Annotated in this window: 20 protein-coding genes; 2 read left to right on the forward strand and 18 right to left on the reverse strand. The window is 71.0% G+C overall.

What is annotated here, in order from left to right; translation table 11 throughout:
• Positions 1 to 14: 14 nt before the first annotated feature.
• The 3 genes from AW274_RS25105 to AW274_RS25115 form a co-directional block, all read right to left on the reverse strand.
• On the reverse strand, positions 15 to 1406 hold the full coding sequence (locus AW274_RS25105) for a sensor histidine kinase (protein ID WP_062436845.1): 1392 nt from the start codon (positions 1404 to 1406) through the stop codon (positions 15 to 17).
• Between the two features lie 123 nt (positions 1407 to 1529).
• Positions 1530 to 2252 carry a MerR family transcriptional regulator gene (locus AW274_RS25110; RefSeq protein ID WP_062437940.1) on the reverse strand — a complete coding sequence of 241 codons (723 nt, stop codon included), beginning with the start codon at positions 2250 to 2252 and terminating at the stop codon, positions 1530 to 1532.
• A 24-nt stretch (positions 2253 to 2276) separates the two neighbouring features.
• Positions 2277 to 3701 carry a serine hydrolase domain-containing protein gene (locus AW274_RS25115; RefSeq protein ID WP_198169400.1) on the reverse strand — a complete coding sequence of 475 codons (1425 nt, stop codon included), beginning with the start codon at positions 3699 to 3701 and terminating at the stop codon, positions 2277 to 2279.
• Between the two features lie 188 nt (positions 3702 to 3889).
• On the opposite strand from AW274_RS25115, the gene AW274_RS25120 reads away from it, so the two are divergent.
• Positions 3890 to 6136, forward strand: a complete 2247-nt coding sequence (locus AW274_RS25120; protein WP_157520709.1) for a fibronectin type III domain-containing protein — start codon at positions 3890 to 3892, stop codon at positions 6134 to 6136.
• A gap of 202 nt (positions 6137 to 6338) precedes the next feature.
• Entirely contained in the window at positions 6339 to 7217 is an 879-nt protein-coding gene (locus AW274_RS25125) for a hypothetical protein (RefSeq protein WP_062436849.1), read from the forward strand.
• A gap of 335 nt (positions 7218 to 7552) precedes the next feature.
• On the opposite strand, the gene AW274_RS25130 is transcribed toward AW274_RS25125, so the two are convergent.
• The 15 genes from AW274_RS25130 to AW274_RS25200 all read right to left on the reverse strand — a co-directional run bounded on the left by AW274_RS25130 (position 7553) and on the right by AW274_RS25200 (position 23666).
• Positions 7553 to 7855, reverse strand: a complete 303-nt coding sequence (locus AW274_RS25130) for a hypothetical protein (RefSeq protein ID WP_062436850.1) — start codon at positions 7853 to 7855, stop codon at positions 7553 to 7555.
• A gap of 123 nt (positions 7856 to 7978) precedes the next feature.
• Positions 7979 to 8287: an ArsR/SmtB family transcription factor gene (locus AW274_RS25135; RefSeq protein ID WP_232320354.1), complete on the reverse strand. Its 309-nt coding sequence runs from the start codon at positions 8285 to 8287 to the stop codon at positions 7979 to 7981.
• A gap of 109 nt (positions 8288 to 8396) precedes the next feature.
• The gene (locus AW274_RS25140; RefSeq protein WP_062436853.1) at positions 8397 to 9002 is read right to left on the reverse strand and encodes an ABC transporter ATP-binding protein; all 606 of its coding nucleotides are present in this window, start codon (positions 9000 to 9002) and stop codon (positions 8397 to 8399) included.
• Positions 8999 to 9793: an ATP-binding cassette domain-containing protein gene (locus AW274_RS25145; protein ID WP_062436856.1), complete on the reverse strand. Its 795-nt coding sequence runs from the start codon at positions 9791 to 9793 to the stop codon at positions 8999 to 9001. The genes AW274_RS25140 and AW274_RS25145 overlap by 4 nt, the downstream gene beginning before the upstream one ends.
• A gap of 7 nt (positions 9794 to 9800) precedes the next feature.
• A complete protein-coding gene (locus tag AW274_RS25150) occupies positions 9801 to 10640 on the reverse strand; it encodes an ABC transporter permease (protein ID WP_062436858.1) in 840 nt (279 codons plus the stop codon).
• Positions 10637 to 11611, reverse strand: a complete 975-nt coding sequence (locus AW274_RS41480; protein WP_198169401.1) for an ABC transporter permease — start codon at positions 11609 to 11611, stop codon at positions 10637 to 10639. The genes AW274_RS25150 and AW274_RS41480 overlap by 4 nt, the downstream gene beginning before the upstream one ends.
• Positions 11593 to 13245, reverse strand: coding sequence for an ABC transporter substrate-binding protein (locus AW274_RS41485; protein ID WP_062436860.1), 1653 nt, complete (start codon positions 13243 to 13245; stop codon positions 11593 to 11595). The genes AW274_RS41480 and AW274_RS41485 overlap by 19 nt, the downstream gene beginning before the upstream one ends.
• A gap of 82 nt (positions 13246 to 13327) precedes the next feature.
• On the reverse strand, positions 13328 to 15019 hold the full coding sequence (locus tag AW274_RS25165) for an ABC transporter ATP-binding protein (RefSeq protein WP_062436862.1): 1692 nt from the start codon (positions 15017 to 15019) through the stop codon (positions 13328 to 13330).
• Positions 15016 to 16749 (reverse strand): ABC transporter ATP-binding protein, encoded by a 1734-nt coding sequence (locus tag AW274_RS25170; RefSeq protein ID WP_198169402.1) that lies wholly within the window; start codon positions 16747 to 16749, stop codon positions 15016 to 15018. The genes AW274_RS25165 and AW274_RS25170 overlap by 4 nt, the downstream gene beginning before the upstream one ends.
• Positions 16746 to 17900, reverse strand: coding sequence for an alpha/beta hydrolase (locus AW274_RS25175; RefSeq protein WP_062436866.1), 1155 nt, complete (start codon positions 17898 to 17900; stop codon positions 16746 to 16748). Before AW274_RS25175 ends, AW274_RS25170 begins: the two co-directional genes overlap by 4 nt.
• Positions 17893 to 18720 (reverse strand): ABC transporter ATP-binding protein, encoded by an 828-nt coding sequence (locus tag AW274_RS25180; protein WP_062436868.1) that lies wholly within the window; start codon positions 18718 to 18720, stop codon positions 17893 to 17895. The genes AW274_RS25175 and AW274_RS25180 overlap by 8 nt, the downstream gene beginning before the upstream one ends.
• The gene (locus AW274_RS25185; protein ID WP_062436870.1) at positions 18717 to 19766 is read right to left on the reverse strand and encodes a FecCD family ABC transporter permease; all 1050 of its coding nucleotides are present in this window, start codon (positions 19764 to 19766) and stop codon (positions 18717 to 18719) included. Before AW274_RS25185 ends, AW274_RS25180 begins: the two co-directional genes overlap by 4 nt.
• Positions 19763 to 20806: a FecCD family ABC transporter permease gene (locus AW274_RS25190; protein ID WP_232320357.1), complete on the reverse strand. Its 1044-nt coding sequence runs from the start codon at positions 20804 to 20806 to the stop codon at positions 19763 to 19765. Before AW274_RS25190 ends, AW274_RS25185 begins: the two co-directional genes overlap by 4 nt.
• Complete coding sequence (locus tag AW274_RS25195; protein WP_062436872.1) at positions 20803 to 21813, reverse strand: ABC transporter substrate-binding protein; 1011 nt, start codon at positions 21811 to 21813, stop codon at positions 20803 to 20805. The genes AW274_RS25190 and AW274_RS25195 overlap by 4 nt, the downstream gene beginning before the upstream one ends.
• Complete coding sequence (locus tag AW274_RS25200) at positions 21810 to 23666, reverse strand: siderophore-interacting protein (RefSeq protein ID WP_062437947.1); 1857 nt, start codon at positions 23664 to 23666, stop codon at positions 21810 to 21812. The genes AW274_RS25195 and AW274_RS25200 overlap by 4 nt, the downstream gene beginning before the upstream one ends.
• Between the last annotated feature and the right edge of the window lie 53 nt (positions 23667 to 23719).

Here is a 23719-nt window from a genome sequence, read left to right on the forward strand (position 1 = left end):
AGTGACGCGGTCCGTCAGGACTCCCGCGTGCAGAGGGCGGGGAGACGGAGGACGAGGCGAGCGCCCGTGCCGGCGTCCTCGACGTGCAGGGTGCCGCCGTGGACGGCGGCGATCTGCCGGGCGATCGCCAGGCCGAGCCCGGTGCCGCCGGCGCCCCGGTCGCGTGCGGTGTCCAGCCGGGCGAACCGCTGGAAGACCAGTTCCCGTTTCTCCACCGCGATGCCCGGCCCGTCGTCGAGCACCTCCAGCATCGCGACACCCTGCGGGAACCGGTGGAGGTCATGCCTGCCGACGGGCAGGCGCCGAACTTGGAGGGCCACGGTGGTGGCGGCGTACCGCTCGGCGTTGTCGACCAGATTGGCCAGCAGACGCGAGAGCGCGGCACGGTCGCCCATCACCATCACGCCGGGTTCGAGCCGGGACTCGACGGTCTTGGCGCTGGTGCGATCCCGCCGTTCACGCTCGGCGGCCACCAGACAGGAAAGGTCCGTCGGTTCGCGCGCGACGGCGTGTTCGGACTCCAGCCGCGCGATGATCAGCAGGTCGTCGATGATCACCCGCAGCCGGCAGAGACTGCGCAGGATCGTGGCGCCCAGGGTCGGGACGTCGGTCTCCCCCGGCGCGTAGAGGGCGTCCTCGACCTCCGCCTGGATCGCGGCGATGGGCGTGCGCAGCTCGTGGGAGGCGTCGCAGGTGAAGTGGCGCTGCTGCGCCATGGCGGCCTGCAGGCGGGCGAGCGTGCGGTTGACGGTCTCCGCCAAGTCGTGGATCTCGTCCCTGCTCTGGGGTACGGGGACCCTGCGGTCGAGGGTGAGGTCGCTCATCCGGTCGAGCTCACCCTGGATGCGGCTGACGGGACGCAGGGAGTTGGCGACGACCCGGTAGGCCAGGAACGTGACGGCCGCGGCCAGCACCGCCGCGGCGCCCACCACGGTGGCCGCCAGCGATGGGACCACATACAGCGGGATCGCCGGGGACGCGACGTAGACGATCCAGTCCCGGCTTCCCTGCTGCACCTTTTGGGCGACCACCAGATTGCACTCTCCCGGCTTGAAGGCTCCGCCGCAGACGACGGAGGAGAACATCGTCCTGCCGTCCATCGGGAAGGAGGTGATGACCGGCCGGCCGCTCAGTTGCGGGGTCGACGCCACCACCGCGCCTCCGGAGTCGACGATCTGCACCTCGCGGTCCGAGCTGGCGACGACCGACGTGACCGCCTCCCCGCGCTCGACCAGCGTGATCAGGTGCCCGCCGGCGGCGGAGAGCTCGTTCTTCAGCGAGTCGGTGGCGTACCGGTGGAACGCGGCCATGACCGTCACGACCAGCAGCGTCGAGAGCAGCACTGCGAGCACGCCGGCGAGCAGCGTGATCCGCTTCGTGATCGAAAGATGCCGCCACGTGTCCATATACCAGCCCCCTGGCCAGTCGACCACACGGCACGCAGCCGGGTGTTCACGCACCGGCGGGGCCCTGGCATAGGCGGGGGAAAATCGCGTCAAAACTGACAGGGCAACCTCTTGGACACCCGGCTAATCGCCTTTCATGAGGTCGGCCAGCCGGTTCCAGGCGGGAGAGGTGGCTCCCGGCTGAGATCGTGCGGCCAGTCGTGCGATGGCCGGGTTGTGGACGGGCCGCGTCTCGGATCGGCCGTGGTGCCCGGTGAACCACTTCCGGGTGCGGTCGGCGAGGGCGGGCAGGCGGGGATCGTCCGGTGACCAGTCGTAGGCGAGGTCGTGTTCGAGGTAGAGGGCGCGGAACTCGGGATCGGTCAGGAGCTCGCGTCTTTCGGTGATCCACACGAAGGCGTCCTCGGGCGAAGCGGTCCGCATGATGATCCAGCCGTCCCGCTCCAGGCGCAGCTGGCGTTCGCTGACACCGAGTTCGCGCAGGTGGTCGAGGTGGTCGGCGACCTCCGGCGAAACGAAGAGCCGGTCGCCGCCGCGCAACTGGGCGAGCTGGTCGCAGGTCCGCCGCAGTCGCGCGATGCGGTCTTGGAGAGTGCGGTCGATCTCGGCGATGGCCGCCGTGAGCGCGTCCGGATCGGCGTCGAGGAGGTCTTTGACGCGGGACAGCGGCACGCCCGCCGAGGCCAGGGTTCTGATCTTGACGAGGTCGACGGCGTCCTGGGCGCCGTAGCGCCGGTAACCGGAGGTGTCGCGCTCCGGTTCGGCGAGCAGACCGCGCTCGTGATAGTGGCGAATGGCTTTGACGGTCACTCCGGCGTAGTCCGCGAGCTGGCCAATCGTGAGCATGCCGAACATCCTTCCACCTGGTGGTCAGGCCCGCCGGGTCAGGCGGCCACCGCCGTTGCGGAAGCGCGCGTGACCGTCGTGGACGTCGTGATAGGAGACGAGCAGCAGCCGCAGGTATCCGTCGAAGGCCTCCAGCGGATATCCGGCGGGCGCGAACAGACCGGGCCTGATCGGCACGTAGCGCTGCGGCGGGGCGGAGGTCACGCCGCCGGCGAAGGCGGTGAAGATCTGCTTCTGCGTCTCGTCCGCCGGTTCGTAGGTCGTCCGTTCCTCAAGCCGGCCCTCGACGATGGCGACGTCGACGCGGAGCTGGTCGGAGCGGTAGGTGCCCACGTAGGGGGTGAGGTCGACGTCCTGCTCGACCTCGGTGACCAGCGCCGGGATCTCGACACCCAGTTGCTCGCTCAGGAGCCACTGGAGCAGCTGGTCGTGCAGCATGATCGCCCCCGGGGTGTTGCCGAAGGCGGTGAAGACCAGGTCGTGTTCGGGTACGACGCACAGGATGGACACGCCGCCGGGCGACGCGCCCGACATGGCGAGCACGGTCGTGTCGCCGAAGGGGTACCGCACCCAGCCCAGGCCCATCGGCGGAACGTTCGGGGTCGCCATGTCGTGCCAGACCTGCTGCATCAGCGCGGTCGACCCGGCCGACAGGACGCGGGCGCCCGAGGGAGACACCCCGCCGGCGAGGTGGGTGCGTCCGAAGGCGAGCAGGTCGGCGATCGTGCCGATCGGCGTGCCGCCCGCCGGCCCCCACGTGTCGGGCAGCGTGAACATGGTGGTGGGCGTGGCCGCCATGGTCTGGGGGTCCGGGAAGTGGCCGACGGCCGTGCTGCGCAGGATGGCCTGCTCGGCTGACGTGCCGGAGTCGGTCATGCCGACGGCCGCGTAGACGTCGCGTTCGAGCAGGTCGTTGAAGGACCTGCCGGTCACCACTTCCAGCAGGCGGCCCGCGACGATCATCCCGCCGTTGGAGTAGCTGAGCTGCTCGCCGGGTGCGAACAGGGTGCCGCAGCTGCTCGCCAGGCCGTCGACGTAGGTCTCCAGGGCGTGGCGGCCCCGGGCGTCGGGGAAGTACAGGTCCGCGTCGATGCCGTTGGTGTGCGAGATCAGGTGCCGGACCAGGATCTTGTCGGCCGCGCCCGGCTCGGTCAGGGCGAAGCCGGGAAGGTACGTCACCACCGGCGCGTCGAGGTCCAGCAGTCCGCGGTCGACCTGCTGGAGGACCAGCGTGGTGGTCATGACCTTGGTGACGGAGCCGAACAGGAAGCCGGTGTCTTCGCGCATCGGCGCGCCGGTGGCGACGTTCGCGGTGCCGTGGGCGACGACGATCTGCTCGCCGCGGTGGAAGACGCCGGCCACGAATCCGGGCACGTCGGCGGACTCGCAGAAGGCGATGATCTGCTCGCGGATCCAGGCTTCGAGGGTGTGCGGTGCGTTGGTGTCCATGCGGAGCATCGTCGGACGTTGACCCTGGGGCAGGGTCAAGCCCGCGCACCAGCCGACCACTGAATTGCAACCGAGGCCCAAGACGCGCGGAACGAGGCGCAACCGAGACCCAAGGCGCATCAGAAACGATCTTCGAGTCAGGGGCGGGGTCCTGCTCCGCCCCGCACCCGACCCGAGGAGGAGCTTCTGTGCGGCGATTGACCAGGACGGTCCTATCCCTTGCCCTGATACTCACGCACCTGGTGGTGACCGGCGGCACGCCCGCCGCCGCGGATCCGGGCTGCAGGGAAGGCGACACCCGCCCGATCTGCACCGGCGACCCGGAGGAGCCGGGATCCCACGACCCTGTCGGCGGCCTCACCGCGGTGATCCGCCAGATCAACGGGATCCAGGTCATCGGTACGGCCTACGACCCCAGCGACCCGACCGCGGTGGTCACCGTCGACATCTCCGTCGACGGCGTCAAGGTCGGCAGCGTGACGGCCAACCAGAGCCGGTCGCGGAAGTTCGACGGGCTCGTCCCGCCTCGGGCCGGCGGTCAGGTGTGCGCGACGGTGCGCAACATCGGCGCCGGGGTGCACAAGAAGGTCGGCTGCGTCAACAAGACGATCAAGGTCGACCCGTTCGGGGCCTGGGAGTCGGTGACCCGTGAGGGTGACAAGCTGCGGGTGAAGGGCTGGGTCATCGATCCCGACTCCACCGCACCGGTGCAGATCGACGTGTACGACACGACCAAGTTCCTGGGCTCGATCACGGCCGGCACGCTGCGCACCGACGTCGGGGACGACAATTCCGGCTACGGGAACCACCACGGGTTCGACGCCCTGCTGCCGGCGGATCCGGCCGACGGAGACCATCGTGTCTGCCTGGTCTTCATCAACAAGGGTCCGGGCGCCCACGTCGACAGCGGGTGCAGGCCCTACTCGGTGCGGCACCTGCCGTGGGGCTCGCTCGATGAGTCGATCCGTACCGGTGTGGATCTGCGGCTCGTCGGATGGGTCGTCGACGACGACGCCAAGACCAGCCCGGTGACGGTCGACGTCGTGGCCGACGGAAAGGTCGTGCACACCGCCGTGGCGAACCAGTATCGCGAGGAGGTCGGCCGTGACCTGCCCGAATACGGCTACCACCACGGCTTCGACTTCGTCGTGCCCCGGGGCGGCGTCTTCGACACGGGCCGGCGGACCGTGTGTGTCAGAGCCCGGAACCTGGCCGCCGGGACGGTCGCCGACAAGGAACTCGGCTGCCGGGATTACCTGATCGCGGCCCCGGTGACCGCCGAACCGCAGTGGGTCAAGCAGGACGTCACCACGACCACCGCGACGTTCTGGTGGAAGCCGGTCGGGAACGCCGAGGGGTACAGGTACGCCGTGCGGGAAGCCGCCTCCGAGCAGTGGGTGGAGGCCGGTTCGGAGATGGCGGTCGAGTCGCCGTCCAAGCAGTTCACGGGCCTGAAGCAGGCGACGGCCTACTGCTTTCGCGTCACCGCTTACAACCATCGCCCCAGTCAGACCGAGACCACATGGTGCCTGAGGACCAAGGACGTCAACCTGCCCCACCCGACCGACATGAAGATCGTCGCCCAGACCGACACGTCGATCACGTGGCAGTGGACGGACAACACCGACCGCGAAGAGATCTACAAGCTCTACCGCATCCGGGTCGGCGGCCATGGCGACGTGCCCGAGCACACCGAGATCCCCGCGAGCCAAGGGCGCGGCGGCACCATGACCCACACCTTCTCCGGCCTCAAGCCCGGCATCAAGTATCTGTTCCGCGTGACGCCCTACCACCCCGACTACCAGGAGTCCGGGACCTACGCCGAGGCCACGGCGGGCAACGTCGAACCCGAGATCGAGTCGTTCACCACCAACTATCGAGTGATCGACATCTGCGACCCGAAGGACGTCGAGGTCACCTGGAAGGTCACCGGCGCCACGAAACTCGAGATCAAGCGGAACGGCGTCGTGCTGAAGACCCTCACCCAGCAGAACACCGACCTGTGGGAGGACACACTCGCCGTCGGCGCCAACGACGGCAACGTCACCTACACCCTTGTCGCCCACGGCCCCACCGGCTCTCCCGACACCGAAACGAGGCAGATCCTCCAGAACGCGCCCTTCAAGGCGGCGAGCAAGGTCATCGTGACCAACACCGGCGACCGGATGCTTCTCGCCCGGCTCTTCGACCGGTTCAGCAACCCGGTGAAGGACCTCGGCACCATCGCGCCTGGCCAGGTCTGGTCACATGACCCCGCACGCTGCGAGATCGGCGACATCAGGATCTTCCGCGTGTACCCCGTCCCCGGCCCCAACCCGAGTCCCAGCCCGAGCCCGACGGCGCCGCCGGCCCCACCGAGGGTGGAACTGGCCTGGTCCACGGGCTTCATCATCGGCCATGACGACGCCGAGGCCATCGGCGGTCAGGCGAACTGATCTGCCGGCACAGCGCGGGCCCCCGGCGCCGAACCGGTCCGGGGGCCTACCGGATGTCCGAACTCCCCCGCAGGGAACCGGTGGGCTGCTGAATTTCTCGAGCGCTTTCGGCATTTCGAGCTGTCACGGCAAATTGAAAGTGCGTCCGGAGCGGCTCACACTCGGGGTCGAAGAGGCCTGACCCCTCGATTCTGGAGCCGCAATGGACCGTAGGAAGTCGGTGCTGCGGCGGATCACCTCCGCCGGAGCCGCCGTCCTCGCCCTGGCATTCCTCGGCGTGCCGCCCGCCACCGCCGCGGTCGCGCTGCCGAGCCCGAAGATGCTGACGGCGTACCTCGACCTGGAATGCTTCAAGACCAACTCCTACCAGCCGCCGCCCACCACGCTCATGCTGCGGCACATCAACCCGGTGCTCGCCAACCTGCCCGCCGAGATCGTCACGCTCGGCCCGCGTGACCAGTTGTGCGTCCCGGTCGCCAAGAACGACCAGCAGCCGCCGCCGCCCGCGCTCGACTTCATCAGGTTCATCGACCTGGCCTGTTACCGGATCTCCGGCAGCAACGTGGGCATCGGACTGGTGCTCGGCCACCTCAACCCGCTGTTCCAGAACTTCCCGCCCACCCAGGTCTCGATGGGCGGCCCGCAGCAACTCTGCGTGCCGGTGATCAAGAACAACGTGGTCCCGCCGGCCGACGTGCTGGCACTCGTCCGGCACATCGACCTGAAGTGCTACGGCGTCTTCCCCAACACCCCGATGGGTGCGCAGATCAGCCTGCGCCAGCTCAACCCCGTGCTGGTCCCGCAGATCCCGGACCACCCGGTCAGAATCGGCCCCGCCCGGCAACTCTGCGTTCCCGTACAGAAGGCCGGCGACGTCATCCCCAACCAGATCCTCGGCATCATCCGCTGGATCGACCTGGAGAAGTTCGACCTCGACGTCGCCGCCACACTTCAGGTCTCGCTGACCCTGCGGCACATCAACCCCGTCCTGGCCGGGCTCCCGCAGGAGCAGGCCGTTCTGACCGGCTCCGGCCAGCTGGCCCTGCCAGTCGCCAAGAACGGTGCCCTACCGCCGGGCTGACCCCATGCGGAAACGCGGAGCACTTCTTTTCACGGAAGGGCTCCGTCGTTTCGCGAATCTTCGCCTTCGGCGGCGGAGAGCATCTGCTTCCCCGCGACCGTGAGGTGATCCTCGAAGGGCCGCGCTACGGTGTTCGACATCCGCCGCCAGCTCGCTCCCCCGCGCCTGCGGCAGCGTCGCGACCCCGCCGATCCCGCGTGACGTCAACTCTGAACTGCGGCGGCGAACACTTTCGCCTTCCCGCGACGAGGGTCGAGAGGCCGCGAAACGGTCGACGACGACACCTGCTCACATCCGACGAGCCGGACTCCTCGGAACCCGGCCCGCCGTGGCGGTCAGTGCTCGTCCCAGTGACCCTCGTGGCTGGCGTGGCGGTGGCCGTCGTGTACGTAGTCGGTGTGGCCGTCATGCGGAACGGCGACGTGGCCGCAGTCGGAGCCGTGCTGGTGATCGTGGTTCTCGTGGACCGTGTGGCCGGCCACGGTGCATTCGTCGAAGTGGTCGCCGTGCGGGCGATGCATGTGAGTGTCGTGGACGTAGTCGACGTGGCCGTCGTGCGGGAGCGCGACGTGACCGCAGCCGTCTCCGTGCGTGTGCGGGTGGTCGGTGTGCGTCGGATGCTCTGCCGTGGTGGACATGTCAGCCACTTCCCCTATGCCATGACGAGTTGATCTATCCCTTCGACGGTATTACAGCGTTGCCATATGGCAACTTATGCATGTTGGCGTGTTCGAAGATTTGTGCCGACCGGCCGGCGCCGATCACGCTTCGGCGACGTGCCGGATCGCGTCCAGAACGATGTGGGCCACGTGCTCGTCGACCAGGGAGTATTCGACCTCGCGGGCCATCCGGTGGGCGGCGACGATGCGGGCGCCGCGCAACACCCGCAGATGCTGGGAGACCAGCGGCTGGCTGACTCCCAACGCGTCGACGAGTTCGTGGACGCGCCGGTCTCCCGCCGACAGTTCGCGGACGATTCCCAGACGGATGGGCGAAGCGAGGGATCGCAGTAGTTCACTGGCCTTGCCGAGCGCCTGGGCGGATCCGTCGTCATCCGGAACCTGATTCACATGCATAAATTAGCATATGAGAATGAGCTGGGCTCATCCCCGCCATTTCGAGAGATGAACCAGTTCGCGGTAGATCAGAGTCACTGCGCGGCTCCGTTCGCCCTGGGGGTCACCGCAAGGTCTCCACCGCGACCTGCTCGTCGCAGACCCGGTCGAGCAGGGCCGGCTCGTGGCTGATGACCACCATGCCCAGGCCCCGTTCCCGGACGATCGCCAGCAGCCGATGCCAGATCGTCGCCTGGGTGATCGCGTCGAACATGGCCGTCATCTCGTCGGCGACGAGGTACCGGGTGGCGGGGTGGAGCGCTCGCGCGATGCAGAAGCGCTGGAGTTCGCCGCCCGACAGTTCGCCGGGTCGGCGGTCTAGCCATCCGGGTTCGATCCCGAGCTGGTCGAGGGTCTCCTGCGGCACCGCGTGCGACTCGCGGAGCACCGCGCGCATCCGCCACGTGCGGTTGACCGCGTGTTCCGGGTGCTGGTGGATGAGCTGCACCGGACGGAACCCGCGCAGGGGCAGCGGCGCACCGTCGACCGTGATCACGCCTGACCTTGGCCGGAGGTCACCGGCCAGCAGCGCGCCGAACGTCGACTTGCCGGCGCCGCTCGGGCCGGTGACGCCGACCACGGAGCCGGCGTCCACCCGGAACTCGGCGTCGCGGAACAGCGGCGCTCCACCGGGGTAGCCGAAGCCGAGGGCGTCCACTACGAGTGTCATTCGGTGCCTCCTGGCGAGAACCGGTTCTGGGGCAACGCGCGCCACAGGTCGCGGGCGAAGGGGTGGCGCAGCCGTTCCCCGTCGCCGGTGAAGGCGTCGGCGGCCTCCACGGTCACCAGGTGGCCCTGGTTCATGACCGCCACCCGCCGGGCCACCGAGACGGCCGCGTTGATGTCGTGGGTGATGAGCAGCACGGCCACTCCCTCGGCCGCGAGTTCGCGCAGATGGCCGAGCACCTCGGCCACGGCTTCGGCGTGCAGGCCCGGCGTGGGCTCGTCGGCGATGAGCAGCCGGACGGTGTCCCGGACGCCGGTCGCGAACAGCACCCGTCTGAGCATCCCGCCGGAGAGCTGGTGCGGATGAAGTCCGGCCACCTGGTCCGGGAGGTCGTAGCGGGCGAACAGGCGGCGGCGCTCGTGCTCCGCGACCGCCGGATCGAGGCCGATCCGCACCTGGGCGCCGACCGGCATCAGCGGATCGAGGCTGGTCACCGACTGCGGGATGTAGGAGATCTCCCGGCCGAGCAGGCGCTCGCGCCGGGCCGGGCTCAGGCGCGAGCCCCGGAACACGATGTCGCCGCCGGTCCGCGCGTTGTGCGGCAGGATGCCCAGGATGGCCTGGGCGAGCAGGGTCTTGCCCGACCCGCTCGCGCCGAGGACCGCCAGGATCTCCCCTTCGGCGACCTCCAGGTCCAGGCCCGTGATGCCGGTGACCGTCCGGGTGCGCAGCCCTCTGGCGTACTGGACGAAACTGACGTCGAGGCCGGAGATGCTCAGGATCGGTTCGCTCATGTGGGCCTCATGCGTGTGCCGTGGCGGGATCGAGGACGGTCCGGATGCGGTCGCCCAGGCGGGCGACGGCGAGCACGACCAGCAGGAGCGTGACGCCGGGGAAGACCGCGAGCCACCACATCCCGCTGGAGATGTGCGGCATGCCCTCCGACAGCAGGATGCCGATCGCCGGGGTCTGCGGGGAGAACCCGAATCCGAGGAACGTGAGCGCCGCCTCGTGCAGGATCACGTGCGGGAACATCAGGACGAACCCCACCAGGAGCTGCGGCAGGATCAGCGGCGTCACCTGCCGCCAGGCGATGAACAGCGGAGATCTCCCGAGCCCGCGCGACACGAGCAGGAACTCCGCGCCCCTGATCTGCCGTACGTCGGCTCTGACCAGCAGCGCCAGCGACATCCAGTGGGTGAGGGCGATGCCCAGGACGATGCCGGGGACGCCGCCGCCGACCACGAAGGCCAGCAGGATCATGAAGATGAGGTGCGGGATGCCGATGGCCAGGTCGATGATCCAGGAGATCAGGCCGTCCACCCATCTGCCGAAGAGCGCGGCGCAGACGCCCAGCACCGCCGAGATCACCGTGCCGACGGCGGCGGTGAGCACGCCGATGGCCAGCGAGAGCCCGAGCCCGTGCACCGTTCTGGTGAACATGTCCCGGCCGAGGTGATCGGTCCCGAACAGGTGCCGGAGGCCGGGCGGCGACGACGGAGGACCGGCGTTCGGCCGGATCTGGGCCGGGTCCAGGAGAAGCCCGCCCGCGACGACGCAGGCGACCACGACGACCACCACGGCGAGCGAGACCAGCAGGTCCCGTCGTCCGCGCGGCCGGCGAGCGGCGGACACGGTCATGTCCGGCTCCTGACCCGCGGGTCGAGCGCGGCGTTGACGACGTCGGCGATCGTGTTCCCGGCGAAGACGAACACCGCGCTGATCAGCACGATGCCGAGAAGCAGCGGAACGTCGCCGCCGAGCGCGGCCTCGGTCAGGGTCGAGCCGAGACCCGGATAGGAGAACACCGTCTCGGCCAGCACCGAACCTCCGAAGAGCTCTGAGAAGTACGCGAACTGAAGGGTCACCGCCGGCGCCGCGGAGTTGCGGAAGCCGTGGTTGCGCAGGATCTGGCCGGGACTCTCGCCCCTGGCGCGGGCGAAGGCGACGTAGTCGCTGTTCAGGACGTCGGTCATCTTCTCCCGCGTGTGCATCGCGATGTTCGCGACCCCGACCGCCGACAACGTCAGCGCCGGCAGCACGAAGTGGTGGACACGCGCGGTGAAGCCGACCTCGTCCGACGGGACTCCGTACGGCCCGGCCAGCCCCACCGGGAACCAGCCGAGCCAGACGGAGAACACGACCAGGAAGACGATGCCGAGCCAGAACGTGGGGGTCGCCGAGAGCGTGTAGCTGTACCACGAGACCACCCGGTCCACGAACCGCCCGCGACGGGTGGCGGCGACCACTCCCAGCGCGTAGCCGAGCACCCCCGACGACAACCAGGCCACGCCCATGAGCGCCAGCGAGGCGCCGAAGCGGGTGGCGATGACGTCGCTCACGGGCACCTTGTAGAGCGTCGAGACGCCGAGGTCCCCCTGGAGGATCGAACCGGCCCAGGCCAGATACTGCTCGACGGGCGAGCGGTCGAGGCCCCAGTGTTCCCGGAGCCTCGTGTACTGCTCGTCGGTGAGACCTACGTCCGCGCCGACGTAGGCCTGGATCGGGTCGATCGGCGAGGCGTGGACGAGGGTGAAGGCCAGCGCCGAGACCCCCGCCAGCAGGGTCGCCAGCCGGAGCAGGCGGAGCACGGTCAGTTCGCCCAGTGCCACTGGACGAGGGTGTTGAACAGCGCCCACTCGTGTCCGTGGCCCTGGATCGGCTGGTCGCCGAGGTCCAGCCCGGCACGCACGAAGTAGAGGTGGTCGAGCCGGACCAGCCAGATGATCGGGGCGTCGCCGTCCTCCCCCGCGAACCCGGTCTGGCCGTCCCACTGGGCCCGCTTCCAGAACGTGTTCGCCTCGTCCTGGGTGGTCGCCGACAGCGCCTGGTCGAGGTAGCCGTCGACCGTGGTGTTGGTGTACTGCGGCATGTTGTTGTAGCCGGTGTCGATGACCTTCGAGGAGTACATCTCGTAGAGCTGGTGCGGGTGGTGGCGCCCGCCGCCCCAGGTCACGGCGTTGGCCTTGCCGTCGAGGTAGATGCCGTCCCAGGTGCTGCCCTTGGTGGTGATCGCGATGCCGAGCGCCCGCGCCTGTTCGGCCACCGTCAGCGCGAGGTCGCTGCGGAGCCGGTCGTCCGACGGGTAGAGCAGGGTGAACGCGGCGGCGCGCCCGTCCTTCTCGACGGTGCCGTCGCCGTCGGCGTCGCTCCATCCGGCGTCGGCGAGCACACGCTTGGCGTCCTCGGTCCGGCCGTCCGCGAACGCGACCTGGTCGTTGAACCAGGGAAGGCCGTCGACGAGGCTGTAGGCGGGCCGGCCGTGGCCCTGGAGCACGATCTGGACGATCTCCTCACGGTCGAGGCCGATGTTCAGCGCCTTCCTGATCGCCGGGTCGGCCGTCACGTCGTCGCCGACCGAGACCTCGTTGGTCCGGATCTTGCCCTTGCCGCCGGACGGCAGCGTGGGCAGCGTCAACGCCCGGGAGTCGACGGTCTCGAAACTTCGCAGGTCCATGCCGTCGATGTGCTGCCCGGCGGACGCGGGCGGGGCGTACACGATGTCGACGGTCCCGGCGCGGGCGGCGGCCAGGGCCGCGTCCTCGCCCAGGAAGAGGAAGGTGAGCTTGGTGAACTCCGGCTTCTGGCCGTACCAGTACGGGTTGGCCTCCAGGATGAGCTGCTGGCCCGTCTGGTAGTCGGCGACGACGTAGGGGCCGGAGCCGATCGGGTCGGCGGAGTACTCAGTGCCGTAGTGCTTCGCGGGCAGGATCGGGATGTCCGAGAGCTGGCTGACGAAGGTCGACCGGGGCTCCTTCAGGTGGAAGTCGACGCGGGAGTCGTCGCGGGCCTCCATCCGGTCGAGGAAGCTCAGGTCGAAGCGGGTGCCGTCCTTCTTCAGCGTGTCGTAGGTGAAGATCACGTCCTGCGTGGTGACCGGCTCGCCGTTGGACCAGCGGGCGTCGTCGCGAAGGGTGAAGCTCCAGGTCAAGGCGTCGTCGCTGACGGAGTACGCCGCGGCGAGGTCGCCCACGAAGTCGACGTTCGCGTCGACGGCCAGCAGGGAGCTGTGGATCAGCCGGATCTGCGCGGGCCGGGAACCCCAGCCCTTCAGCGGATCGAATTCGCCGCCGGACACGTCGCCGACCGCGACGACGAGTTCGGCGCTCCGGCTTCGAGCCTGATCCCCGGACTGACCCCGCCAGGTCACCACACCGGCGACGACCGCGACGACCGCGACGACGGCCACGGCGACCGGCCAGGCACGGCGGGGCTTCTTGGGGGAGGTTTCGTCATCGTGAGGCAAGGGGGGACCTCTGTTCCTGAACGTTCTGGAAGGGGTGTACGCGAGAATAGTAACGGTAATCATTTTCAATTCTCGCGTGACCCTACGGCTGAGCCGCCTCCCAGGCCGTCCACAACCCGGCGTACACCCCACCGGCGTCGACCAGTTCCTCGTGGGTGCCGGCCTCGATGATCCGGCCGTGCTCCATCACCAAGATCCGGTCGCAGGCCGCCGCCTGGGAAAGACGGTGCGCGACCACGACCGCGGTGCGCCCCGCGAGGACGGCGTCGGCGGCGCGGTCGAGTTGTCCGGCGTAGGCGGAGCCGGCCTCGGCGGTCGCTTCGTCGAGGATCACCAGGTCGGCGTCGGTGAGCAGCAGGCGGGCGAGGGCGAGCTGCTGCGCCTGCGCGTCGGTGAGCGGCTGTCCCCCGGCGCCTACCTGGGTGTCCAGCCGGTCGAGGATCGACGCGGCGCCGGCGGCTTCCAGCGCCGCGAGGAGATCGTGGTCGGTGGCGGCGGGGGCGGCGAGGGTGAGGTTGTCGCGCAGGCTGCCCGCGAAGACGTGCACCTCCTGGGTGATCATCGCGGTACGGCCGGGGCGGGTCACCGTGCCGGCCTCGGGCAGGTGGGTGCCGGCGACCACGCCGGCGAGCGTGGTCTTGCCCGCCCCGGACACGCCGACGACGGCCACGTGCTGACCAGATGGGATGTCGAGGGTGACGTCGTCGAGCACCCGCGGCCCCTCGCCGTACCGGAACGAGATCCCGTCGAGCCGTACTGCCGTGCTCGCGGTCTGCGCGCCCGGCGCGTCGAAGGGGATGGTGATGACGACCCCGATCATGCGGCTCAGCGACGCGAGGGCCGACTGGAGGGTGTCGACGACCAGCAGCAGCTGGTTGACCGGTCCGAGCAGGCGCAGCACGAGCAGCATCGCGGTGGTGGCGCCGCCGACGGTCGACGCGCCGTGGTCGACGAGGACGAAGCCGACGACGAGCACGGCGGCCAGGCTCAGGCACTCCCCCAGGTTGAGCCGGCCGTTGAGCATGCTCAGCACGGTGCGCGCGCGGAGCGACTGCCGCGCGACGCGCCACGAGTCCGTCATCACCGCCCGGTGCCGTCGCTCGGCGAGCCCGAAGCCGAGCACGGTGGCGTGGCCGCGCTGGGACTCCAGGATCTGCTGGGCACGCGCGCTCATCGCCGTGCGCTCGGCGCGGTAGACCCCCGGTCCGGTGCGCAGGTACCACCGCACCGCCAGCACGTACACCGGCAGCACGACGGCGAAGGCGGCCGCGTAGGGCCATTCGAGTGCCGCGAGCCCGCCCAGCGACACGACGATGGTGAAGGCGGTGACGGTGAGCACCGGGATCACGGCGGGGGCGGCGTCGGCGACCGCGGTGACGTCGTCGCTCGACCGCGAGATCAGGTCGCCGGTGCCGGCGCGTTCGACGAGGTGCTGGGGCAGCGTCATCGCGTGGCCCACGAGCCGTTCGCGCAGCGCGGCGAGGACGGCGTGGTAGACGCGGGTGGCCAGCACGATCGTCAGCGCGGTGCCCGCGCTGCCGAGGACCGCCGCGAGCGCCATGACGACCGTGACCGTCAGCACCGTGGCGAGGTCGGCGGTGCCGGCCTGCACGCGGTCGACGAGGAACCCGATCGCCCAGGGCACGACCAGGTCGACGCCGGTGCTGAGAATCCCCAGCACCCCGGTCGCGGCGAGCCGCAGCCGGTACCCGCGGCTGAGCCGCCACACCTCCCCGACCGTCTCACGGCCGTTCGCGACCGGCAGCCCGCTCACCGGGCCCCCATCGAGTCGGGCAGCTCGACGACGCGGTCGCAGGCGGCGAGCAGCGCCGGGGCCGAGGCGATCAGCAGGGTCGAGCGGCCCGCCCGGACACCGCGCAACCGGCCGGCGATCGTGTGCTCGGTGACCGAGTCGACGGCGGTGGTCGGGTCGTGCAGCACGAGCACCGGCGCGTCGCTCGCCAGGGCGCGGGCGAGGGCGACCCGCTGGCGCTGGCCGCCCGAGAGCCGGTTGCCGCCCTCGCCGACCGGGGCGTCGAGGTCGGTCGCGAAGTCGTCGCAGGCGGCGGCCCGCACCGCGGCGTCGATCCGCTCGGTCGCGGCCGCGGTCACGGCGAGGTTGTCGCGGAGGGTGCCGCTGAACAGCGTGGTGCGGTGCGGCGCGACGGTCACCCGGGAGCGGTAGTCGGCCGGGGACAGCTCCCGCGCCGCGATCCCGTCGAGCCGCGTCTCTACGCCTCCCCCGGCGTGCGGGTCGAGCAGCGCCTCGACGACGCGGGCGGCGGTCGGGTCGTCGGCGCGCACGCCCACGAACTCGCCGGGCCCGACCCGGATCCGCGCGCCGGGTCCGGAGACGGTCGGCACGACCACGTCCAGTTCCGGCAGCGCGGCGACCTCCCGCGGGGTCGCGTCATCGGGCCCGGCCGTCGGTGTGGCACTGTCCCGCAGCAGGTCGAGGACGCGCGCGGACGCGGCGCGGGCGCCGGCGAGGTTGGGGATGGACGTGCTCGCGATCGCCTGGATCTGCGGCAGCAGCGCCTGGGTGAGGCCGACGGCGGTGATCAGCCCGCCGATGCTGAGCCGGCCGTCCACGGCGAACCAGCCCGCCAGCCCCAGCACCCCGGCGACGAAGGTGCCGCTGACCACGCCCGAGCCCACGAGGAACCTGCCCAGCAGGCCCGCGTTGCGCCTCGCGCTGGCGAGGGTCTCCTGGCTGGCCCGCCGGTACCGGTCGCCGGCTTCGGCCTCGGCGCGCATCCCCTTGATCACCCGGTAGCCGGCGACCAGGTCGGTGGCCTGTCCGACCGTGGCGGCCAGCAGCTCCTGGTATTCGCGGGTGTCCCGGGAGAGCCGCTCGCTGAGCAGGCCCATCGTCCAGACCGCGGCGGGCGCCCCGAGCAGCACCACGAGTCCGAGCAGCCAGTGCGTCGCCAGCAGCGACGCCGCGATGAACACGATGGCCGTGATCCGCGAGACCGGGATGATCGTCAGGATCACCGCGTTCGACAGGCGCGCGACGTCGTTCGTCATCACCGAGACCACGCGGCCGTCCGGCGCGCGGGCGGCGCCGCCGACCGGGTGCAGCACGCCCGTCGAGAGGGTGGCGCGGAGCCGGTGCTGCACCACCTGCACCGCGTAGGCGGTCAGCCGCAGCGAGATCCTGGCCGCCGACGTCAGCGCGGTGTACAGGGCCACCAGCACGCCGATCCACAGGACCAGCTGTCCCGCGTCTCCGGTCGCCAGGGCCCGGTCGATCGCGAGTCCCATCACCACGGGAACCGCTGACTCGCCCACCTGCCACACGATCGACAACAGCATCGCGGGCACGCTGACCCGGCGTACCGAGAAGATCACGCGCAGCAGGAACCGGCCAGAGGTGATCCCCGGGCCTGACGGGAACGGCCGGGCAGCGGGCGGCTCGGCGGGGTCGAGCAGGAGCACCGGCAGCCGGCGGGTCAGCGGTCCTCGCCCCAGTCCTGCGGGGTCGCGCGCGGCGTTCCTCATGCCTCGCTCCGGAAGCACCAGAGGAGGGCGTCGGCGAAGAGTCCTCGCCACCACGCGTAGTCGTGTCCGCCGGCGAACTCCCGGTAGAGGGTGTCGTAGCCCTTGGTGGTGAGCACGTGGTCGAGCCAGCGGCTGTGGGTGCTGGAACCCTCCAGCTCACCGGCATCGTGGAAGACGCGGATCGGCGCCGTTTCGGCGGCCAGGCAGTCGGCGATCAGCGTCGGCACGGGGGTGCGGCGCAGCAGCTCACCGGCCCCGGTGCCCCACGTGAGGTCGGGGTGGTAGCCGCACGACGGCGACTGGAGGATGGCGTTGCCGAACGCCGCAGGGTGGTGGAGCGCGGTCCAGCCGGCGCACAGACCGCCGAAGCTCTCCCCGGCCAGCGCGACGTCACCGGGGTTCCGCGAGAGCGGATACCGGTGGCGCAACCACGGCAGCAGCTCGTGGACGAGCATCCGGGAGAACGCCGGGTTGCAGAGGAGCTCGTGGTCGCGCCGCGCAGCGGGCTGTTCGACGAGGACGACCACGCACGGCCGGATCAGCCCGGCCCGGACCAGGGCGTCACGGACACTCGGCGCGCTGTGGCCGGGTGTGCCGTCCAGGTGGATCACGAAGGGCAGCACGCTCTGGTCCGGGAACTTCCCCGGGGGCATCGAGACCCAGATGCGGCGTTCGTCGCCCAGGAGTTCGCTCGCCAGTACGGCGGCCTCCACCGCCGGAGCCGGCCGCGCCTCTGCCTCGTCGAGCCAGGGCAGCGGCGCCGCGTCGGGCAGCACCGCCACCGAGGCCCCGGAGAACCGTTCGACCGAGCACTCCGAGAACCTCGGCGGCGGGTTGAACGGGTCGGGAACCTGCCGCCCAGATCGCCGGAACACGTACGAGAAGCGCAGGTCGGAACGCATGCGCAGGGTGAGGACGTGGAAGGGCGTGCCCGCCACGGGGGTGAACTCCCGGTCGATCGGGTTGAAGCCGATCCGGGGGCCGATCACCACCGAGAGGGTGACCGTCGTGTCGTCGCCCGGTTCGTCGACGAACGTCACCTCCACCTCGTCGGCGGAAACCCGCTCGACGAGCGGCGCGCCCCGCTGCTCCAGAAGCCGTCGGAACTCCTCCGGGGTCGACGGCTTCTCGGCGAACAGGTCATCAAGCATGTGTCGTGCTCTCCCGTCGGGTCCGATCGCGGCCGAGCGGCACCACCTGGGGGCTGCCGGCCACCGGATCGGGCACCACCAGGCAGCGCAGCCCGAACACCTCCTCGACCAGTTCGGCCGTGACGACCTGGTCGGGGGCGCCCTCGGCGACCACGGCGCCGTCCTTCATGGCGATCAGGTGGGTGCCGTAGCGGGCGGCGTGGTTCAGGTCGTGCAGGACGGCGACCAGGGTGTGGCCGACCTGGTGCAGGTCGGTGAACAGCTCCATCAGCTCGATCTGGTGGGTGATGTCGAGGAAGGTGGTCGGTTCGTCGAGCAGCATGATGCCGGTGTGCTGCGCGAGCGCCATCGCCACCCACACCCGCTGGCGCTGCCCGCCCGACAGCTCGTCGACCAGGCGCCCGGACAGGTCGGTGACCGAGGTCTGGCGCATCGCCCTGAGCACGGCCCGCTCGTCGTCGTCGGTCCACTGCCGCAGGAACCCCTGGTGCGGGTACCGCCCCCGGGCCACCAGGTCGGCGACGGTGATCCCGTCGGGCGCGATCGAGCTCTGCGGCAGCAGCCCGACCCGCCGCGCCACCTCTTTGGTCTTGTACGAGTTGATGTCGGCGCCGTCGAGCACGACCTGCCCTGCCGACGGCTTCAGCAGCCGGGCCAGGCCGCGCAGCAGGGTGGACTTGCCGCACGCGTTCGGGCCGACGATGACCGTGAACGACTCGTCGGGGATCTCCACCGAGAGGTGCTCGGAGATGGTCCGCTTGTCGTAGCCGATCGTCGCCGACTCCACCCGCAGGCGCGCGGCGGACGGGGTCGCGCTCATGGGCGTCTCCTGACTTCGGTGAACAGCAGGTAGGCGAGGTAGCCGCCGCCGAGCACGACGGTGATGACGCCGACCGGCAGCGGGGTGGGGGCGACGTGCTGGGCGAGGTGGTCCGACGCCAGGCACAGCAGCGCGCCGACGAGGGCGGCGGGGGCGAGGGTGATCCCGGCGGTGCGGGCGAGCCGGCGGGCGATCTGCGGGGCGACCAGCGAGATGAACGCGATCGGCCCCGACGCGGCCGTGACCGTCGCCGTCAGCGCCACGCCGACCAGGATCAGGCCGAGGCGGACGGGCGCGACCCGTATCCCGTGCGAGGCGGCCGCGTCGTCACCCAGCTCCATCTGCCGCATCGGCCGGTTCGCCACCCCGGCGAGCAGGAGGAGCACGGCGATGCAGGCGCCGCCGATGACGACCCGGTCCCAGGACACGCCGTTGAGCGACCCGGCGCCCCACGCGGCCGCGGACATGGCCTCGTCGAGGTCGGCCTTGATGATCAGCCAGGTGTTGAGCGACTCGAGCATCGCCGAGACGCCGATGCCGACGACGATCAGCCGGAACCCCTGCACCCCGCGCCGGTGGGCCAGCACGTACACGGCGACGGCGGTGGCCATCCCGCCCAGCAGCGCCCCGCCGACCAACTGTGTGTAGGTGCCGTCGACGAGCAGGATCACGATCAGCGCGCCGGTGTAGGAGCCCTGCGAGAACCCGATGACGCCGGGTTCGGCCAGCGGGTTGCGCAACAGCGACTGGAAGATCGCCCCGCTCACCCCCAGCGCCGCGCCGAACACCAGCGCCGCCGCCACCCGGGGCAACCGCCAGTCGACCACGACGTCGTGGACGATGCCCGTCTCCCGGCCGGTCAGCGCGGAGAGCACCTGCCCGGGGGTGAGCTGGTACGAGCCGGTCATCAGCGCGAGCACCGCCATGCCGGCGATCGCGACCGCGAGCACCGCGCAGACGACGAGCGGGCGGAACGGGAGCCGTACCGCGATCCGCCCGCGCCGCAGCACCAGCGCCCGCCGTCCGAAGTCCACGTGCGCGCTCACAGTCCGCTCGCCTTCCTCCGCCGCACCAGCGCGACGAGGACGGGCGCGCCGACGAAGGCGGTGACGACGCCCACGGGGATCTCGCTGGGTCTCATCACGACGCGGCCGAGGATGTCGGAGACCAGCAGCAGGCTCGGGGCGAGCAGGATGCTGTAGGCGAAGATCCAGCGCTGGTCCGGGCCGACGATCCATCGGGCCACGTGCGGCACCATGAGCCCGACGAACGCGATGGGCCCGGCGATCGCGGTGGCGCCACCGGCCAGGAGGGTGAGCGCGATCACCGCGAGCACGCGGGTGCGCGCCAGCCCGACCCCCTGGGCGGCCGCCACCTCGTCGCCCAGCGCCAGCGCGTTGAGCGGCCCCGACACCACGAAGGCCAAAATGACCGCCACCGCGAAGAACGGCAGGATCGGCCACAGGACCTCGAGCGGGCGGCCCACGATCGACCCGGCGTTCCAGTAGCGCATCATGTCGAAGGCGTCCGGGTCGGTCAGCTGGAGCGCCTCCCTGGCGCCGCCGAGCACGGCGCCGACGCAGACCCCGGCGAGCACCATGACCACCGGCGAGGAGCCCCGCCGGGTCGACCCGAGGGCGAGCACCAGCAGCGTGACGACCAGCGCGCCCGCGAACGCGAACCACATGTAACCCTGCGCCTCGCGGACGCCGAGCAGCCCCACGGCGACCGTCACCGCGAAGGACGCACCGGCGTGGACGCCCAGGACGCCCGGATCGGCCAGGGGGTTGCGGGTGAGCGCCTGGATCAACGCGCCCGACAGGCCGAGCGCGACGCCGACGACCAGGCCCACGATCGTGCGCGGCAGCCGGAAGTCGCGGACGGCGAACTGGTCGATGCCGTCCGAGGAGCGGACCAGCGCGTCCCACACCGCCGACGGCGCGATCGACGTCGACCCGATCATGACGCTCAGCACCAGCAGGGCCGCCAGCGCCGCCAGCGCGACGACCAGTCCGAGCAGGCGACGACGCGGTCCGGGCGCCGTCTTGGCGCCCGGACCGTCCCGCCGCAGGGTGAGGGTTGTCACTTCGCGGCTGGGAGGGTCGCCAGCGCGCTGTCGAGCGAGTCCAGGTAACGGATGACGGGCCCGTAGGAGTTGTTGCCGGGGCAGAAGAGTCCCAGCGCACGACCGGAGGTCACGGCGGGCAGCGCCTTCCAGGTGTTGGTCTCGGTCACCGGCACGAAGGACGCCGTCGGCTTGCCCTCGGCGTCGACCGGGTAGGTGATCACGTCGTACGTGGACAGCTCGCCGATCTGCTCGAACGGCAGCGACTCGTAGGCCAGGGGGTCCTTGCCCTCGGCCGCCTCGGGGAGGTCCAGGCCGATGTCGTCGCGGGCGATCTCGGAGCAGCCGATGTCCGCGATGTAGAAGGTGCCGGGATCGTTCCAGTCGCCCCGGGAGACGTCGACGAACGAGGTGCCGCCGATGACCTTGCCGTAGGTCGACTGGATCTTGGCGACCTTCTCCGTGAACTCCGCCTTCTGCCGGCTGAGCGCGTCGGCGACGTCGCCGGCCTCCGCGATGGCGTCGGCGAACGCCTTCCACTCGGTGTCGAGCCCCCAGAGCACGGTCGGGGCGATCGCCTCGAGCCGCTCGCCGACCTTGTCCCAGTCGCTGGAGTGGAACTGGACCAGGATCAGGTCCGGCTTGAGGGCGGCGAGTTTCTCGAGGTCCACCTCGCCGCCGTTGCTGCCGACGACCTCGGCCGCCTCGTACACGGCCTTCTGGTCCTGCGGCAGCGCGGCGAGGTCGGAGTCGGACACCTCGGTGACGCCGACGGGCTTGCCGCCCAGATCGATGAAGGGGAGGTTGGTGTTGCCGATCGTGACGATCCGCTGGGGGTCGGCGGGCACCTCGATGGTGCCGTTCTCCGCCTTGACGCTGCGCGTCCCGGCGGGCTCGGCGCTCCGGGTCTCGGCGGCCTGGACGCCGGTGCCGTCACCGTCGCCGCCGCAGGCGGTGAGGACGAGCGACGCGCTCATCAGCGCGGCGGCGAGGGCCGCGCCGCGCCGCATCACGGGGGTGTTGTTCATGGGTGTTCTCTTCTTCTCGGGGTGGAGGGGAGGAGTTCGTGGACGGTGACGCCCAGCCCGACGGTGTGCGCGGACCCGCGCGTGAGGCCGGCCCGCGCGATGACGGCGTCCAGCTCCGCCGCGGTGCGCAGGCCGGAGCCGTGGCTGGCCAGGGCGATCAGGTCTTCCTCGCCGTCGTGCTCGTCGAGGGCGTCGACGTCGAAGACGTCCTCGATCAGCAGCACCCGGCCGCCGGGGACGAGGTTCTCGGCCGCCCGGCGTAGCGCGTGGGCGGCGTCGGCGTCGGGCAGGGTCTTGAAGGCACGGCTGACGAGCACCGCGTCGGCCGCCGGGCTCGGCTCGAAGACCGACTGCTCCAGCACGCCGACCCGCGCGCGTTGCCGCTCGTCGGGGATCGTGGCGGGCAGGTCGCGGCGCAGCCAGTCGGCCTGGGCGGGCAGGGCGCAGATCGTCACGCGCAGGTCTTCGTGGGCCGCGACGTACTCACGGGCGTGGGCGCCCGCGCCACCGGAGTGGATCACCAGGTGCCCGACCCCGGCGAGCAGGCCGGATGCGGCGATCGGTCCCGCGAGCGCGGGCTGGAACTTCGCCAGGCGCTCCAGGTGACGGTCTTCGTAGTCCTGCTCGGCCCGTACGTCGGCGAAGGTCTGGCCGGTGACCGAGGCGTAGGCGGCCCGGCCGGTGCGGACCGACTCCGTGAGGCCGTGGATCCCGAGCGTCTCGCGGCCGACCACCCCGGCGGAGTGGAGCCGGTCGGCGATGAAGTCGAGAGTGAGCACGTCGCCGACCGGCGTCAGGGCGTAGTGACCCGGTTCCGGCTCGGTCACCACGTCCAGGGTGCGCAGATAGCGCAGCAGCTTGCCCAGCGCGCGTTCGTCGGCGCCGGCCTTGGCGGCCAGCTCGGTCACGCCGGTCACGCCGCGCGAGAGCAGATCGGGAACGCCCAGCTCGACGGCGGTGCGGATCGCGACCGGCGCGACGAGCTCGGTCAGGTCGTGGAGCCGCTGGAACGGGGTGACCGTCTTCTCCGGGTCGGGCACCGCCCCGTCGGCTTCGAGGGCGACGACCGCGGAGCGACGCCAGTAGCCGGCGAAGTCGACGTCCTCCTTGGGCACGCCGCGGTCTTCGACCAGGTGCCGGCGGATGTCCCGGACGGCCGTGTGCTCACCGGCCAGCCACGCGAACACCTGGCCCGGCCACCACTCCGCGCCCCGGACGGCCTCGGTGAGCGAGCCGGGGCGGACCCAGGTCACGTCCACCCCGGGCAGTTCGCGCAGTTCCTGACGGTATGCGTCTTCGGCGATCTCGATGAACACCTGCGCCCGCGCGTCGGGCGGGAGTTCGTCGAGCAGGCGGCCGATCGCGGGCAGCGCGGTGTCGTCGCCCGCCACGAGCAGCCAGTCGGCGCCGGCCGGGAAGTCCTTGGACGTGCTCGGGCCGCTGAGGTGGATCAGGTCCCCCGGCTGGGCGCGATAGGCCCAGGTCGTGCCGGCGCCGACGCCGTGCTTCACGAAGTCGACGTCCAGCTCGCCGGCCTCGGGGTCCCATCGGCGAACCGTGTAGGCCCTCGACAGCGGTCGCGGATCCTTGGGCACGATCAGCTTGGCCGCGCCCTGGACCGGCAGCACCGGGTCGGGCCGGCCCGGGTAGGGGAAGTAGACGGCGAGGTCGTCGTCGAAGCCCGAGGACGTGAAGGCCGGCCGCACCAAGCCGTCGGCGGTGGTGAACGCACGCAGCTGTTCGCCGCCCAGCGTGACCCGCCGCATCCCCGGGGTGACGTCGACCGTCCGGACCACCTCGACCTGGCGCAGGGTCGGCGGATGCACGGTGAGCCGGCGCGAGGTCTTGGGCATGCGGAACCGCACCTTCCGGTCGTTTCGAGGACAGAGGCCGCGCACCGGCGTCA

It is taken from the genome of Herbidospora daliensis, assembly GCF_001570585.1.
In the GTDB taxonomy this organism is placed as follows: Bacteria; Actinomycetota; Actinomycetes; order Streptosporangiales; family Streptosporangiaceae; genus Herbidospora; species Herbidospora daliensis.